This window comes from Ruegeria sp. YTSA144 (assembly GCF_059610125.1).
The window spans coordinates 1070892-1086916 of sequence record NZ_JBXWNA010000001.1; the positions used below are offsets into that span (position 1 = coordinate 1070892).

Below are 16025 nucleotides of genomic sequence, written 5' to 3' on the forward strand. Positions count from 1 at the left end.
AAGGGAGAAACTGAAAACCTGCGTTCTGAACCGAACCTGAACGCCAACTCTTTGACATCCTCAGACAAACAGACTTTCCAACATCCGTCAGTGACGCTGTTCACACTCTGGGCCGGTATTTTTAGATGGCATATGGGGTTTGGTTGCACGGCGGCTCACAATGCCTGTATGCGTCCTGATTGCCGGTTCGCCCCGGCCATAGTCGTAAGCCGCGCGCGCTGGAAACGCGCCAGGCGCGATCGCCGATTGGTGTTTTGATGCGGATGGCAGGGGCAGCAGGGTTCGAACCCGCGACCTACGGTTTTGGAGACCGTCGCTCTACCAACTGAGCTATACCCCTGTGGTGCGCCCCAGATATGACAGCCGCGCGGCGGACTCAAGAGGCTTTTTCGGATTCCACACCACTATCTGAGCCGACAAACAAGTTGCGCAAAATGTGCAGTGCGCTAAGACAAGGTCCGGTCAGCAAAAGGAACCCCGTGTGAACCTCCGCAAGAAGATCGCAGACAGCGAAGCCGTGCTGAACTGGGTGGCCCGCCGGATCGCCGCTTACATCCGATTGGTCAACCGCAACACACGTTGGCAACGCATCGGATACGAAGAACTGGATCATCTGGTCGAACAAGGTGAGCCGGTCATCGTTGTGCTCTGGCATCAACGGCTGGCGCAGTCGCCATATTTCTTCCCGCTGGACAAGGGGCGCATCTGTTCGATCACCTCCTCTGCCCGGGCGGGCAGCATGGTGGGCCGGGTCCAAAAGCTGTTTGGCATGGATACGATCGCCATGGCCAGCAAGACACGCCACGTCGCCTTGTCACGCCAGGTTCTGGGCAAGATGAAGCAGGGTATCTCAATTGGGATCGCGGCAGACGGCCCGCGCGGGCCAGAGCGGGTTCTGTCGACGGTTCCGTTGGTATGGGCGCGGACCTCGGGCAAGCGCGTATTCGGCATCACCTATTCAACAAAACATGGTCGCGAAGCGGGAACCTGGGATCACCTTCTGATGCCCCGCCCCTGGCGCAATGAGGGCGTTTTTCTGTGCCGGGAATGGACTGAAACAGTGCCCCGCAAGGCAAGCGAAGAGGAAATCGAGACCCTGCGCCTGAGCCTTGAGCAGCACATGAACGACATCACGGCAGAAGCTGACCGGATGGTCGGGCGCGAGCCCTGGTCGCCTGACGCCTAACCGCCCCTGAGACGTTGCATCAGATAGACTTCGCTGCCTTCGGGGATCGGTTCGGTAAGCCCGGTGGCAATGACGCGCCCGTCGACCGCGATGGAGACCCCCGCATCAATGGGGGCCTGCAACTGCGGGTGGGCCCGGACCAAAGCCCGCAAAAGCTCTCCGGTGGTCTTGGCCTCGACCTCAACCACTTGCTGGCCCCCGGTCAGTGACCGGAGGCCGGACCAGAGGTGGACCTCAACCATTTTCCTTCAGGGCCGCCAGAATGCGCGGCGGAGACATCGGCAGTTGCGTCATCCGAACACCCGCCGCATTGGACACCGCGTTGGCGATGGCGGCCAGGGGCGGCACGATGCCCGTCTCGCCCACGCCGCGCACCCCGAACGGGTGGCCGGGGTTGGGCACTTCGACGATCACCGTATCGATCATCGGCAGGTCACTGGCGACGGGAATCCGGTAATCAAGGAAGATCGAGTTCTGCAACCGACCATCCTCGCCATAGATGTATTCCTCGTTCAGTGCCCAGCCGATGCCCTGCGCGGCGCCACCCTGAAACTGCCCTTCCACATAGGTCGGATGGATCGCCTTGCCGGCATCCTGAATGACCGTGTAGCGGGTGATCGATGTCTTGCCGGTTTCCGGATCGACCTCGGCATCGACGATATGGGTGCCAAAGGATACGCCCGCGCCTTCGGGGGTTGCTTCGAAATGGCCCGAAATCGGGCCTCCGGTCGATCCCATATCCGCCGTGATGTCCGCCAGAGGCATCGGGTCGAAATCCCCTGCATTGGGCCCCGAGGGCACCGCGCAGCCGTCTTCCCATTTGACCGCATCGACCGGGATGCCCCACTTGGCCGCCGCACGTTCGCACAGTTTCTCGACCGCGTGTCTTGCGGCCTTGATCGTGGCGAGGCCCGACGCGTAGGTCACACGCGAACCATGGCTCACGTCGTTGTAGCCCAGCGTCGCCGTGTCGGCGATGGTCACGCGGATATTTTCATACGGAATGCCCAGAACCTCGGCCGCCATCAGGGCCATGGATGCGCGCGACCCGCCGATGTCGGGCGTTCCGACCATCAACTGTGCTGAGCCATCCTCGGAAAGTGCCAGTGAAACGCTGGTCTCGCCGCCGTGGTTGAACCAGAAGCCGCAGGAAACCCCGCGCCCCTGACCCGGCTTCAGCGGGGCCGAGTAATGGGGATGCGCTTTGGCGGCCTCAAGGGTTTCGACCAGACCGATGCGCTCGTAGGTCGGGCCATAGCTGGCCTTCGTGCCTTCATGCGCGGCGTTTTTCAGGCGCACATCAATAGGATCGAGGCCCAGCTTGTTGCAGAGCTCGTCAATGACGGATTCAACGGCGAAGGCGCCCATGGGTGCGCCCGGCGCGCGGTAGGCGGCCTGTTTCGGGCGGTTCGACATCACATCGTAACCGATCTGCTTGACGTTGGTCAGGTTGTAGGGCGCAAAGGCACACATGGCCGTCATGTCGCCCGGGGCGCCGGGGAAGGCCCCGCCTTGCAGGCGGAAGACACCCTGCGCCGCCGTGATCGTGCCGTCTTTCTTCATGCCGATCTTCACGTCCATTGACGCCGAAGAGGTCGGCCCGGTGGCACGGAAAACCTCGGATCTGGTCATCACGATCTTGACCGGACGGTTGGCCTTGCGGCTGAGTGCCAGCGCGACGGGTTCGATGAAGACCGTGGTCTTGCCGCCAAAACCGCCGCCGATTTCAGACGCCGTGACGCGCAGCTGAGAGGTTTCGATTCCCAGCAGCGCCGCACAGGTCTTTTGCGCGATCCAGTGGCCCTGGGTTGTGCACCACAACTCGCCCTTGCCGTCATTGCCCAGCATGCCCAAGCAGGCATGCGGCTCGATATAGCCTTGATGGGTCGCCTCGGTGACAAAGCTGTCTTCGATAACCAGATCGGCCTCGGCAAAGCCCGCCTCGACGTCACCGTGACCGCTTTCGTGATAGCGCACGACGTTCGGGTGCATCCCTTCCGGCACCGAATAGTCCGCCGCACCTTCCCGGATCACCGGCGCGTCCGGGGCCATCGCTTTGTCCACGTCGGTGACGTGCGGCAGCACCTCGTATTCGACTTCGATGAGTTTCAGCGCATCCCGTGCCGCCAAGGCAGATGTGGCCGCGACCGCAGCAACCGCGTGCCCGTCATAGAGCGCCTTTTCCCCCGCCATGACGTTTTCCAGCACGTTCCAGAATTCGCCTTCAAGCCCGGGCTTGAACGGGACATCGGCGAAATCGGCACGGGTCACGACGGCTTTGACGTCCTTCGATGCCTCGGCTTTCGAGGTATCAATCCTGACGATCCGGGCATGGGCGTGGGGTGAGCGCAAAATCGCGCCGTGCAACATGCCGGGGGCCGAGATATCCGCACCGAACTTGGCGCGCCCTGTCACCTTGTCCAGACCATCGGGGCGGTCGGGTCGGGTGCCAACGAAAGTGAAATCAATTTTGCGATCGTCCAGAGCCATTATGACGCCTCCCGCATCTCAGCCGCCGTATCCATCACGGCGCGAATGATCTTGTCATAACCGGTGCAGCGGCACAGGTTGCCCGCCAGCCAATAACGCGTTTCTTCCTCGGTCGGATTGGGGTTCTTCTCCAACAGGGACTTCGCCGCCACCAGAATGCCCGGAGTACAGATGCCGCATTGAAGCGCGGCGTATTCGATCATCTTCTTCTGCAACGGGTGCAGGACGTCACCATCCGCAATCCCTTCGACGGTCTCGATCTGCTTGCCTTCGGCCTCGACACCCAGCATCAGGCACGAGCACACAAGGCGGCCATCGACGGTGACCGAACACGCGCCGCAATCACCGGTGCCGCAGCCCTCTTTGGCGCCGGTCAGGTTCAGCTTGTCGCGCAGACAGTCCAGCAGGGTTTCGCGCGGGTCACAGAGGTATTCAACGGCGTCCCCGTTTACGGTGGTGGATACGTGGAGCTTGCTCATGCGTTTTCTCCCTTCGCGCGGGCATAGGCGATCTTCGCGGCACGCTTGGCCAGAACGCCAGCGACTTCGGTGCGGAATGCGATCGTGCCTCGTTTGTCGTCGATCGGATTGCAGGCGGCCGACGCGGCCGCGGCCAATGCGTCAAGGGCGGCATCTTCCAAAGTGCTGCCGATAATCGCGTTGGCACAGTCTTCAACCAACAGAACGGTCGGTGCCACGGCACCCAGCGACACGCGCGCCTCGGTGATGACGTCACCATCCAGACGGAGGTTCACGCCAACGCCCACGACCGCAATGTCCATTTCGGTACGGGGGATGAACCGCAGATAGGCGTCGCCCCCATTCTTGCCTCGGGCCGGAATGTTGATGGCCGAGATCAGTTCGCCTTTCGCCAGCGAGGTCTTGCCGGGCCCGGTCGGGATGTCCTCAACCGCAACGTCACGCGTGCCATCGGGGCCGGTTACGGTGACGGTCACGCCAGCCGCCACCATGGCGGGCACGGAATCAGCCGCAGGTGAGCCATTGCACAGGTTGCCCGCCAGCGTCGCGCGGCCCTGAACCTGAGTTGAACCGATCAGGTCCATCGCCTCGACGACACCGGGCCAGTCGCGGCCAAGGTCGGGGTGCTCGCTCATCTCGGCGCCCGTGACGGCCACGCCGATCGTCCAGCTGCCGTCGTCGTTGCGGGTGATGTCACGCACGCCATCGATCTTCTTGATGTCGATCAGCGTATCGGGCGTCACCAGTTCCGAGCGCAGCTGCACCAGTACATCCGTACCGCCCGCCAGAAAACGTGTGATGCCCGTCGCATTCGCGGCCAGAGCCGAAGCTTCGGCAAAGCTGGCGGGGCTGTGATAATCCATGAAGCTACCTCGTACCTGTTGATCAGGAATATCTGGGTTCGCGGCGACGTTAATTCACACCTCGTTCGGCGTCCATGGGCCGAGCGACCAAAATTCAACTTCCAAATGTCGCTTTTGGACAGGGTTCAGAGATCGATTTCGATCACCCCATCAGGTTCCGCCGCGCGGCTTTGGCACAGGATCATGGCGCCTTCGCGCTGTTTGCGGGACAAAACGAAATCCCGATGCTCGACCTCGCCCGCAATGACACCGCATTTACAGACGCCGCAGATGCCGTCAGCGCATTTCACATCCACATGAAAACCGGCTTCGTTCAGAACTTGCGCCGCGTCCTTGTCTGCGGGCACGGGCAGTGTCCGGCCCGAACGCGCGAGCTTGAGCTCAAACGCGTGGTTTTCATATTCAGGCGTTTCAGGGACCGAGAAATATTCCAGATGGCGCGCCTCTTCGGGAAAGCCTTGCTGCTCGGCCGCCTGAATCACGCCGTTCATGTAACGATCCGGCCCGCAGGTATAGACATGCCATCCATCCCGATAACCGGACAGAATCACATTCAGATCGGCGCGGGTGCCTTCATCCGAGAAATGGTAATGAACGCGGTCCGCCCAGGGCATGGCGGCCAGATCATCCAGATACCCCGCCCCGCCCCGTGTGCTGGCCGAATAGTGCAATTCGAACTCGCGGCCCAGCGCATGGAGGCGATGGGCAAAGGCGATAATCGGGGTAATGCCGATACCGCCGCCCATGAGGAATGTTCTGGTTGCCGTTTCATCCAATTCAAAGTGGTTGATCGGTTTGGACACGAAAACCTTTCGCCCCTCGGTGAAGATGCGATGCAGCAGCGCGGACCCGCCACGCCCGTCATCCTCGCGCAGCACTCCGATCTGATAGGTCGCACGATCCGACGGGTCGCCGGACATGGAATATTGCCGCAGGAATTCCGGTGCGACCAGGACGTCCAGATGTGCGCCCGCTGTCCATCCCGGCAGGGGCGCACCGTCCAGCGATGTGAATTCGTATTTCGTGACATCCGCCGTCATCTTTTCGACCTTGGTCACGGCGACCCGCATCACAGGCGCATCACCGGCGATCTGATAGCGATGGATGATCGACATGTCCCCGCTTGCCTTGCGGGCCTTGTATTCATCGGCCGTCACCATGGCCTCATAGGCTGCAATCCCGGCCTCTCGGTCCATTGCAAAGGGATAGGGCCAGGGGTGCGGAGCCAGATAGGCGGGATAGACGGCCAGGGTCTGATCCTCATATTTCAGGTCCAGATCCTTTTGCAGATCGCGCCGGTTCAACGGGTGCGTCGTGGGGCGATAGGCGCCGTCGGGCTGCAACTCGATATCCCACCACCATTTCTTGATATCGTTCAGCCCGCCATTGCCGACCGCATCGTCCAGCCTGGCCAGTGCGGGCGCGGCCGAGGGGATGTTCATCGCAGCCCAGCGGAAGGGACGTTCCTTGAAGATGCCTTCGAGGTTCCACGGGCAGGTCTTCATGCACCGTCCGCACATCGCACCGCCCGGCGTCGTTACACGGTAAGTGGCGCATTTCTGGCTGTCGGACTTCCAGATTTCATAACCGTTGAACATCAGCTTCGGTCCGGCGGTGATCGCGCCCGAGGGACATTCGCGGGCGCATTTGTTGCAGGATTCACAAAAGGTTTGCAGGCCGAAATCGATGGGTTTGTCATGCGCCATCGGCATGTCGGTCGTCACCACGCCTGATTTCAGGCGCGGGCCCAGATAGGGGTTCAGGATAACTTCTCCGATCCGGCTGACCTCGCCCAGACCGGACAGCAACAACAGCGGCGGTTGCAGCACCTCGCCATCCATCACCGTATGCGCCTTGGCCTTGTAACCGAGGTTGCGGATCTGCTGGGCGATCACTCCGCCCAGCAGCGAAAAGCGCAGGTAGGCGCGCATGGATTGGGCGACACTGATCCAGTCGTCACCACTGGCACCTTCCATCGTTTCATAGCCCTGATCGATGATCATGCTGATGGCCTGATCATGAGGCGGCACGATTTCTTCGCCGGTGGCGTCATGAGAATACCACGCCCATTCCGGGCAGCGGCTGAGGCCCACTGCATCGACCCCAAGGAAATAGGTCGCCGCCTTGATGTTTGCCGCATTGCGTCGGGCATCGGTTGACTTGCGCAGGTCAGCGCTTTCACCGTCCTGCAACAGAACGAATGCACCCAGCGCGCGACGCTGGGCAAAACTGGGCGCGGCTTTGCGCACGTAGTACCCGCCTTTCGCGGCGTCCTGCAATGACTTGCCCATGTCGCCGAACTGGGCGCGGGCGAACATGTCGGCGCGCTTGGGAACGCGGGCAACATTCTCTTCGTCGATATAGGTTGTCGGAGCCTCGACCCGTTTGAGTTTTTCGAACGGATGGGCCCCGTCCACATAGCGTCGTTTGGCATATGAGTCACGGTTGAGGGCGTTCTTGGCAAATCCCGTGCCCAGCCACCATGCCGGGCCTTGGGTCCGAAACCACGGCTGTTGCGCCATGGGCCTGAGCGGCCGGTCATGCGCGACGGGCATCTCGGTCGTCACGGCTGCAAGGCCAAACCTGGTGCCCAGCCACGGCGCAACCAGCTTGCCGCCCTCGACCGAGGCCAGACCGGCGGCCACGGCCAGCTTGCCCAGATCGACTTCGGACGACATCACGCTGTGCGCGCGGGCGTCAAAACCCAGCAGTCGGATATAGTTGGCGATGACCACGGCATTCTCGGTTGCCAGCAGGCAGGCGCGATGATCCTGCGCGTCGATGATCCAGTCCGTACCGGGTTCGGAAGGGTCCGGATCGCGGTTATGTTCATACAGAAAGACGATGGCGTGACGATGGTCGTCAATCGGCTTGGGCGCGGCCTCCATACTGTCTTTCAGATCGGCCATGATGAGATCGATCCCAGAGGCCAGCGTCTTGGTCTGGCGCGTGCGCAGCGCATGGGCAAGCCGGTCGATATCGGGGTTGCGGCGTGGTTCGTCCAACAGCGCATCTGACGGCAACGGCCCGCAGCCCATCATCGACGCATCGTTGAAATACCCAAATGCCTTCAGATGGTTGGCGCGTTCCTGCGGATCTGATGGGATCTCGGATGCAATCGGGTTCACCAACCCGTCGCGAATCGCGTCCAGCATCGCCTGAAATTCGCCCATGGCGTTGACGATGCTGTCGGGCCGTTCCGGCCGGTGGAAACTCAGTTCGCCCATCAAGGGCACGCGCGACAAATCCGGCATGGTATCTTGTCGGGTCAAACGCTCCAACGGGTATCGCCCCATGTGAACGGGCCGGTTCTTGTCCGAGAAAAAGCGGATTCCCATTATGCGCCTCCTGTTGCCACCCATCCCCTACCCCGTCATGGACAGCGAAACCATTCATGCATAATCATAAGAGATATGAAGAAAATCGATTTTACTGATCTAGACGGCAAGGTTCTGCGCATCTTTCTGACCATACTCGAGGAAAACTCGGTCTCGAAAGCTGCGGATCGGCTGGGCGTTACGCAATCGGCCATCAGCCACACGCTGGCCAAGCTCCGGCTGGTGCTGGGCGACCCGTTGTTTGTCCGGTCCGGTCAGGGCCTGACCCCGACCGAGCGCGCCTTGTCCCTGAAGGAGCCCGCGCAAAAGGTGCTGGACGGAATGCGGGCGCTGACCGAAGGGCGGCCGTTTGACCCGCAGTCTGAACAGATCAGGATCCGCATCGCCACCAATGACATGCCGCGCGAGTTGATCTTTCCGCAGCTGCTTCGAGAAACACGTGCCGAAGGCGCAGGTCTGCGGCTGGAATTCATTCCTTCAGGCGTGCCCGACCCCGAGCTGCTGCGCAGTGACAGATGCCAGTTGATGCTGACCCCGTTGCCGCCGGACGGGCCGGACATCTTTCAGAAACGCCTGATGACCAGCCCGCTGATGCTGTTCTATGACGCCACACAGCGCACGCCCCCGGACAGTTGGGACGCCTATTGCAACTGCGATCATGTCGAGGTTCGCTTTGCCGATGGCCGCAACGCCCGCGCCGTCATGCGTGGCGTTGATCAAAGCCAGATCAGGCCAGCGGTGGTGACCCTGCCGCATTTCAACGCCATCCCGGCCTTCATACAGGGCAGCGACCTGATCTCGACCGACACGGCGCTGATGAAACAGGGCCCGCTGGCCATGCTGGATTGCGCGCCACTGCCGTTCGAATGCGCGCCAGTGTCGATCTACATGGTCTGGCACCAGAGGTCGGCCAATGACCCGGCACATCGCTGGTTGCGGGCCCGGATCGAGGCAATCGCCGCATCCCTTCAAACCTGAGACAACAGCCAGTCTCGCATGATCTCGACCAGTTGCGGCTGGCGTGGCTTGCGGGGTGCAACCACATAGAACCCCAGATCTTCAACCAGGACATCCGCAAGCGGCTGAACAAGACGGCCCGAGGTCACCTCGGGCGCGACGAGAGGCGCATTGGCCAGTGCTATACCCTGCCCCGAAACTGCCGCGTCGATCGCAAGACTGGTCTGGCTGAAGCTCATCATTCTGGGCTTTCCGCTTACCCCCACCCGTTCAAGAAACAAGGGCCACAATCCGTGGGTATCGTTCAGCAATACCTGCTTCATCAAGTCAGAAGGGGTGCTGACTTCCCTCGCCATCGCAGGGCTGCATACCGGGATGAATTCGGTCGAGAACAAGGGCACCGCTTCCAGTTCCGCCGCAAACGGCGCTCGACCCTGCCTGACAGCCAGATCGACGCCATCCGAACTGAAATCCGCCAGACGCTCGCGCGCATCCACCTGAACCGAGATGTCCGGATACAGGTCCGTGAAGCCCGACAAACGCGGCACCAACCATTTCGAGGCAAAGCTGGGCGTGACCGACAACGTGACCCGGCGGTCCGGAGACAGGTCATCGACGGCCTCTTCGATCAACCTGAAGGCACGACGCAGCGGCGCGTGAAACCGCCGCCCGGATTCGGTCAGTCGCAACCCACGCGGCAGGCGATCGAACAGAACCTCGTCCAATCGTGCTTCAAGCCCGCGCACCTGCTGCGCGACGGCACCTTGTGTAACGCCAAGTTCCTCGGCGGCCAGTCGAAAGTTCAAATGACGGGCAGAAGCTTCGAAAGCACGTAAAGCGTTCAGGGGTGGAAGGGCGGCCATCGTGTTGTCCTGTAGATTTTCTACAGCATAAGGCCAGCAGAACTGATTGGTCAAACCGCTCTCTGACCGCCATCCTGGGTTCAACTGAAAAACGGAGATGTCAGATGGAAAAGGTAGCACTTATTACAGCGGGCGGCAGTGGCATGGGTGCGGATTCCGCCCGGAGGCTGGCGGCGGACGGGTTCAAGGTTGGCATTCTGTCTTCCTCGGGCAAGGGAGAAGCCTTGGCAAAAGAGTTGGGCGGTGTTGGCATTACCGGCTCGAACCAGTCCACCGAGGATTTGCAGAAGCTTGTCGATGCCGCCATGGCCCATTGGGGGCGCGTTGACGTTCTGGTCAATTCCGCCGGTCACGGCCCCCGCGCTCCGATCCTTGAACTGACGGATGAGGATTGGCACACCGGCATGGATGTCTATTTCCTGAACGCGGTGCGCCCCACACGGCTTGTGACCCCGATCATGCAGGCGCAGGGCGGTGGCTCGATCATCAACATCTCGACCTTTGCCGCGTTCGAGCCGGATCCGGTTTTCCCGACCTCGGGCGTGTTCCGGGCCGGGCTGGCCGCCTTCACCAAGCTGTACGCGGACAAGTATGCCGCCGAGAATATCCGCATGAACAACGTCCTTCCGGGCTTCATTGACAGCCTGCCCGAGAAGGAAGAATTCCGCAGCCGCATTCCAATGGGGCGCTATGGGCGCAGCTATGACGAGATCGCCTCGGTCGTCGCTCTGCTTGCCTCGGAAGGCGGCGGTTACATCACCGGACAGAATATCCGGGTGGACGGCGGTATCACCCGGTCTGTCTGAACTCAGACCCGCGCCCTTATCAGATGCGTCAGCGCCGCGCCGGATTCGAAAAAGGCGCGGCGCAAGCGCGTCCAGTTTTCGCGGTGTTCCGATACGACAGGAACCGGCAGAAGCGAGGGATCATCCGCCAGAAGACTCTCGGCCATCATGCGACCGAACACCGTGCCCGGGCCGATGCCGCGACCGGAATACCCGTGTGCGGCCAAAGCGTTGGGGCCGATCTGCGTGATCTTCGGAAGATTATCCGATGTCATTGCGATCCGCCCGTGCCACCCGTGTTCAAACGGCTGGTCGGCCAATTGCGGATAGAGCTCGGCCAGCTTGCGCCGGACCCAACCGGAATGTGCAACCCGACCGGCATGTCCCAGATCTCCCATGCCGCCAATGATCATCCGCCCGGCCTGATCCAGCCGGAATGACGTCATGATCAGCCCGGTATCCCAGCACCCTTCTTTCCTTGGCAGGATACTGGCGCGCAAGTTGTCGGTCAGCGGGGCCGTGGCGTACTGGAAATAGTAGACCGGCACATAGGCAGTCGCGGTCTCCGGCAGCGCAAGATGATAGGCATTCGTCGCCTGAATGACCGATCTTGCCCGAACCGTCCCGCCCGGTGTCATCAGAACCCAGTGCCCAGCCTCATATGCCATGGTCTGCACGGGGCTGTGGGTATATACCCGTGCCCCGGCCTGTGACGCCGCGCGCACCAAACCCACCGCATAGGCCAAAGGCTGGATGGTTCCCGCCCGTGGATCGAACAAAGCACCGTGAAAGGCCTGGCTACCGGTGCGTTCACCGGCCTGGTCCGCCGACAACAGCTCAACCGGCGCTCCGGCTTCGCTCAACTGCGCATGACGCGTTTGCAGGTCCTTCAAACCCGACGCGGAATGAGCGCAATGCAGGGTTCCGTTGCGCACGGGCTCACACGCAATGCCATATTCATCGATCAAGGCAAACACATCCGACGGCGCCTTGGCCAGCAAGTCGATCAAACGGTTCCCCGTTTCAGTACCGAGATGCGTGCGGATGTCGTCCGGCGGCAACCACAGCCCCGCATTGACCAGACCGACATTACGCCCCGAACCGCCAAACCCGATCTCCTGCGCCTCGAGCAGGCAGACCGACGCGCCGGCGCGGGCTGCGGTCAAGGCCGCTGAACAGCCGGTATAGCCACCTCCGATGACAGCCAGATCAACCGCTGCGTCAGCGGTCAGGGGCGGTGCGGGGACTGTCTCGGTGCAGGTGGTCTGCCAAAGTGATTGTTCGGGATCGTTCACGTCGGGCCTCTGAGTCTTGTCGGCGGATCATCATCCCGATGCCCCTCCCTTTGCAAGCGGCCTTTTGACCCGTGCTGCGACAACGAAAAAGGCCCGGCAGGAACGGGCTTTGCCCGGGCCTGCCGGGCCCAACCGGAGGAGTCATTCCGTCAGGAATGACGACGACGGGCGGGAGAGGCCCCGTGGTGGGCTCAGACGTCGAGCGATCGCGCGATCAGCTCTTTCATGACCTCGTTGGTGCCGCCATAGATCATCTGCACCCTGGCATCCGCATAAAGACGCGCAATCGGGTATTCCATCATGAACCCGTAGCCGCCGAACAGTTGCAGGCATTCATGCATGATCTCATTCTGCACCTCGGATCCCCAGTATTTGGCCATCGAGGCCGTGGCCGCGTCCAGTTCGCCTGCTTCCAGCTTCCCGATACAATCATTGATGAAGCTGCGCAGAACCTCGGCCTTGGTCTTGCATTCCGCCAGTTTGAACCGGGTATTCTGAAAATCCATCACCCGCTGCCCAAAGGCTTTGCGTTCCTGCACGTATTTCACTGTTTCGGCGATGGCGAAATCGATCGCGCCCAGCGCCATGATCGCGATATTCAGTCGTTCCCACGGCAGCTGTTTCATCAGCTGATAGAAACCCTGCCCTTCCTCGGGGCCCAACAGGTTTGTCATCGGCACTTTGACATCTTCGAAAAACAACTCGGCAGTGTCATTGCCCTTCATGCCCAGTTTCTTGAGGTTCCGCCCCCGGCGAAAACCTTCACACCCGTCGGTTTCCACCACGATCAACGAAACGCCGCGTGCGCCGGCGGACTTGTCGGTCTTGGCGGCCACGATGATCAAATCCGCAGTCTGTCCGTTCGTGATGAAGATTTTGGACCCGTTCAACCGGTAGGAGTTGCCGTCCTTCTCGGCAGTCGTCCGCACCGCCTGTACGTCCGAACCGGTACTGGGTTCGGTCATTGCCAGCGCGCCGACCAATTCACCCGACGCCAGTTTGGGCAACCACTTCCGCTTCTGATCTTCGCTGCCATAAGCGGTGAGATAGTGGGTCACGATCGACTGGATGCCATAGCCCCAACCCGCATCACCCCGCGCGCCCTGTTCATAGGCCGTGATGGCGTCAAAGCCCATGCCGCCGCCGACACCGCCATATTCTTCGGGGATCGCACCCGCCATCAGGCCGGTTTCGCCGGCCTTGCGCCAGAAATCGCGATCCACAACGCCGTTTTCAACCCAGGTTTCGATATTGGGCGACAATTCGTCATCCATGAACCGACCCGCCATATCCGCGAACATGCGGTGTTCATCAGTGACCCATGCCGCAGTCGAAGTGAAAAGTGACATTGAACGCCCTCCAATCGGTCTTTCCGAAAAGGCTAGCGCCGTGTTCGATTCACGCCAATCCTTGTGACGCGGCGTCCCTTTGAGGAACAACGCAACGTTCCTCAGCCTGCAATGTCAGAGAATTCCTTTTGACCGGCGGGGTTAAGCCAGTGCTTTGGCCAACAGGTGCTTGGCCGCATCCTTGGCGTCTTCCGCCGGATCGCAGTTCTTGAGCAGGACCGCGGATACGATGGCTCCTTCTTGCAACAACACGATCTGACTCGCGAGCTTCCGAGGATCATGCGCGCCGGCCTGCTGGGCTATGGCCGTGAAGTGTTCCAGCAAAAGCTGTTTGTGTTCGGCGGCCTGTACATGGATCGGGTGATCCTTGTCCTGATACTCGGCCCCGGCCTTGATGAACATGCAGCCCCGGAACCCGTCCTCTTCGAACCACTCTTTCAGGGCATCGAAGCTGACGAGGATCTGCTCGGCCGGTGTTTCCGCCATCTCGTCGATGCGTTGAAAGAACCAGTTGCGAAAGCTCTCATCCCGCAGGCGCAGCGCGGCGACAATCAGGTCTTCCTTGGTGCGGAAATGCTTGTACATCGACGTCTTGGACACGCCCGTTTCCACAACCAGCTTGTCCATGCCGGTTGCGTGAAACCCGTCGCGGTAAAAGACCTTCAGGGCCTTGCTGACCAACTCATCCCGTTTGTTTGGGCGCATGATTCGGCTCCATGGTGTACCGTTCTGTACATATTACCATGGAGCGTGAAGTACAATGACCCCAGGCCAAAGCATTGTTTTGGAATGGTTTTGCCAGACGCCCAGTCTCATCGTGAAATTTTTACTTGCAAAGGTTTACAGATCAGTACACCTTATTCGTAAGTTAACCGATCTGTACACCATGGGATTTGACCGATGAAACGTCGCGCCAGCATTTTTCCACCTCAGTACGTCCCCTTCCTTCTGACCATGGCTATTCTTGCCGCCTCACTCACCTGAAAGCCTTTGCAAAATGTCCAGACCCCCTCTGCCCCCGTTCACCGCCGAAACCGCCACTCAAAAAGTGCGCATGGCGGAAAATGCCTGGAACAGTCGTGACGCCGACCGCGTGACGCCTGCCTACACCGACGACAGTCAATGGCGGAATCGGGCTGAATTCCTGTCCGGCCATACCGACATCCACGCCTTTCTGACCCGCAAATGGCGGAAAGAGCTGGAGTACCGCCTGATCAAGGAACTGTGGGCCTTTGCCGGAAATCGCATCGCCGTGCGCTATGCCTATGAATGGCGCGACGACAGCGGTCAGTGGTTCAGATCCTATGGGAATGAGAATTGGCAATTCGCCGATGACGGGCGCATGTCACATCGCCATGCCTCGCTCAACGATCTTCCCATTGCCGAAGGCGACCGGCTGTTCCATTGGCCCCTGGGCGAACGCCCTGAAAACCACCCCGGATTGACCGAACTGGGTCTTTGAAAGGACAATCATGCCCCGCGCTTTTGCCGAACTGACGTTCACTCCCGCTGTCCGCGCCCATCAGGAGAGGATGGGATCGGCCAGAACCTATACCAAGTTCATTGAAGGTGGTCCCCAGCAAGGCCATCTGATCGGAGACCCCGAGAAAGAGTTCATTCAGGCACGGGACGGGTTCTATCAATCCACCGTGTCCGAGACCGGCTGGCCCTATGTGCAGTATCGGGGCGGGCCGGCAGGGTTTCTGAAAGTGCTGGGGCCCCAGACCATCGGATATGCGGATTTTTCGGGCAACAAACAGTATATCTCGCGCGGGAATCTGGACGGCAACGATCGCATCGCGATGATCCTGATGGATTACGCCAACCGACGCCGTCTCAAGATCCTTGGGCGCGTCGCATTCACGGAAGGCGAAGCAGCGGCCGCCACTCTTTACCCGGAAGAGGCCGAGGCACCGGCCGAACGGGCCGTGATCATCCGCGTCGAGGCGCTGGACTGGAACTGCCCAAGTCATATCACACCGCGCTTCACCGAAGCAGAGTTGCGTCCTCATCTGAACAGGCTGGGGCAGCAGTTGGCAGAGTTGCAGGCGGAAAACCAAAGACTGAAACAACAATTGGCAAAGTCAGGTTGACGTTTCAGCCCTCACAGAATTTTCGGATATCAAGAGAAGGGAGTGTCGCAATGGTTCGCTCGGTCTTTCACCTCTCGGCGGCTTGTCTTGCCGGTACTGCCCTGATCATACTGATCATCATGTTCGGTTTTTTCGCCTCGCCCAGTGCCGTGCGAACGTCACCGCCATCGGTATTCAGCAAGATTTTATTCGAACATTTGCAGCAAGAGTGATGCCCGGGCGGCATTGCGACAGGTGCCCGGCAAGCGCAAATCTTTTCAAGCCAAAGCCATCAACTCGGGCCCACGGGGCGCATGCTCTGAAAGACTGAACATCCTGGCCCAAACG

At 60.5% G+C, this 16025-nt stretch carries 14 protein-coding genes and 1 tRNA gene; 5 read left to right on the forward strand and 10 right to left on the reverse strand.

From position 1 onward, the window contains the following. Positions 1-264 precede the first annotated feature (264 nt). A tRNA-Trp gene (locus AC2FF8_RS05395) sits at positions 265-340 on the reverse strand. Positions 341-481: 141 nt separating this feature from the next. Between AC2FF8_RS05395 and AC2FF8_RS05400 the strand changes: the two genes are divergently transcribed. Beyond that, positions 482-1186, forward strand: a complete 705-nt coding sequence (locus AC2FF8_RS05400; RefSeq protein ID WP_170346143.1) for a lysophospholipid acyltransferase family protein — start codon at positions 482-484, stop codon at positions 1184-1186. On the opposite strand, the gene AC2FF8_RS05405 is transcribed toward AC2FF8_RS05400, so the two are convergent. The 5 genes from AC2FF8_RS05405 to AC2FF8_RS05425 all read right to left on the reverse strand — a co-directional run bounded on the left by AC2FF8_RS05405 (position 1183) and on the right by AC2FF8_RS05425 (position 8356). Continuing rightward, positions 1183-1428, reverse strand: coding sequence for a MoaD/ThiS family protein (locus AC2FF8_RS05405; protein WP_170346142.1), 246 nt, complete (start codon positions 1426-1428; stop codon positions 1183-1185). The genes AC2FF8_RS05400 and AC2FF8_RS05405 overlap by 4 nt on opposite strands. Beyond that, complete coding sequence (locus AC2FF8_RS05410; RefSeq protein ID WP_496879120.1) at positions 1421-3676, reverse strand: xanthine dehydrogenase family protein molybdopterin-binding subunit; 2256 nt, start codon at positions 3674-3676, stop codon at positions 1421-1423. Before AC2FF8_RS05410 ends, AC2FF8_RS05405 begins: the two co-directional genes overlap by 8 nt. Further along, complete coding sequence (locus AC2FF8_RS05415) at positions 3676-4155, reverse strand: (2Fe-2S)-binding protein (RefSeq protein WP_117868038.1); 480 nt, start codon at positions 4153-4155, stop codon at positions 3676-3678. Before AC2FF8_RS05415 ends, AC2FF8_RS05410 begins: the two co-directional genes overlap by 1 nt. After that, a complete protein-coding gene (locus AC2FF8_RS05420; protein WP_171615619.1) occupies positions 4152-5018 on the reverse strand; it encodes an FAD binding domain-containing protein in 867 nt (288 codons plus the stop codon). Before AC2FF8_RS05420 ends, AC2FF8_RS05415 begins: the two co-directional genes overlap by 4 nt. A 125-nt stretch (positions 5019-5143) precedes the next feature. Further along, positions 5144-8356 carry a reductive dehalogenase gene (locus AC2FF8_RS05425; protein ID WP_496879121.1) on the reverse strand — a complete coding sequence of 1071 codons (3213 nt, stop codon included), beginning with the start codon at positions 8354-8356 and terminating at the stop codon, positions 5144-5146. A 75-nt stretch (positions 8357-8431) separates the two neighbouring features. On the opposite strand from AC2FF8_RS05425, the gene AC2FF8_RS05430 reads away from it, so the two are divergent. Beyond that, positions 8432-9334 carry a LysR family transcriptional regulator gene (locus AC2FF8_RS05430; protein ID WP_496879122.1) on the forward strand — a complete coding sequence of 301 codons (903 nt, stop codon included), beginning with the start codon at positions 8432-8434 and terminating at the stop codon, positions 9332-9334. Here AC2FF8_RS05430 and AC2FF8_RS05435 read toward each other — a convergent pair. Next, positions 9325-10176, reverse strand: a complete 852-nt coding sequence (locus tag AC2FF8_RS05435) for a LysR substrate-binding domain-containing protein (protein ID WP_496879123.1) — start codon at positions 10174-10176, stop codon at positions 9325-9327. The genes AC2FF8_RS05430 and AC2FF8_RS05435 overlap by 10 nt on opposite strands. Before the next feature lie 104 nt (positions 10177-10280). On the opposite strand from AC2FF8_RS05435, the gene AC2FF8_RS05440 reads away from it, so the two are divergent. Continuing rightward, the gene (locus tag AC2FF8_RS05440; protein WP_171168829.1) at positions 10281-10982 is read left to right on the forward strand and encodes an SDR family oxidoreductase; all 702 of its coding nucleotides are present in this window, start codon (positions 10281-10283) and stop codon (positions 10980-10982) included. A 2-nt stretch (positions 10983-10984) separates the two neighbouring features. On the opposite strand, the gene AC2FF8_RS05445 is transcribed toward AC2FF8_RS05440, so the two are convergent. From AC2FF8_RS05445 to AC2FF8_RS05455, 3 genes are all read right to left on the reverse strand, one after another. Next, positions 10985-12256 (reverse strand): NAD(P)/FAD-dependent oxidoreductase, encoded by a 1272-nt coding sequence (locus AC2FF8_RS05445; RefSeq protein ID WP_496879124.1) that lies wholly within the window; start codon positions 12254-12256, stop codon positions 10985-10987. A gap of 191 nt (positions 12257-12447) precedes the next feature. Next, a complete protein-coding gene (locus AC2FF8_RS05450) occupies positions 12448-13605 on the reverse strand; it encodes an acyl-CoA dehydrogenase family protein (protein ID WP_425078793.1) in 1158 nt (385 codons plus the stop codon). A gap of 141 nt (positions 13606-13746) precedes the next feature. After that, positions 13747-14310 carry a TetR/AcrR family transcriptional regulator gene (locus AC2FF8_RS05455; protein ID WP_496879125.1) on the reverse strand — a complete coding sequence of 188 codons (564 nt, stop codon included), beginning with the start codon at positions 14308-14310 and terminating at the stop codon, positions 13747-13749. A 292-nt stretch (positions 14311-14602) separates the two neighbouring features. On the opposite strand from AC2FF8_RS05455, the gene AC2FF8_RS05460 reads away from it, so the two are divergent. Both AC2FF8_RS05460 and AC2FF8_RS05465 read left to right on the forward strand, forming a co-directional pair. Then, complete coding sequence (locus tag AC2FF8_RS05460; RefSeq protein ID WP_170346132.1) at positions 14603-15067, forward strand: nuclear transport factor 2 family protein; 465 nt, start codon at positions 14603-14605, stop codon at positions 15065-15067. 10 nt (positions 15068-15077) lie between these two features. Then, positions 15078-15698: a pyridoxamine 5'-phosphate oxidase family protein gene (locus tag AC2FF8_RS05465; RefSeq protein ID WP_425078794.1), complete on the forward strand. Its 621-nt coding sequence runs from the start codon at positions 15078-15080 to the stop codon at positions 15696-15698. The last annotated feature ends 327 nt before the right edge of the window (positions 15699-16025 follow it).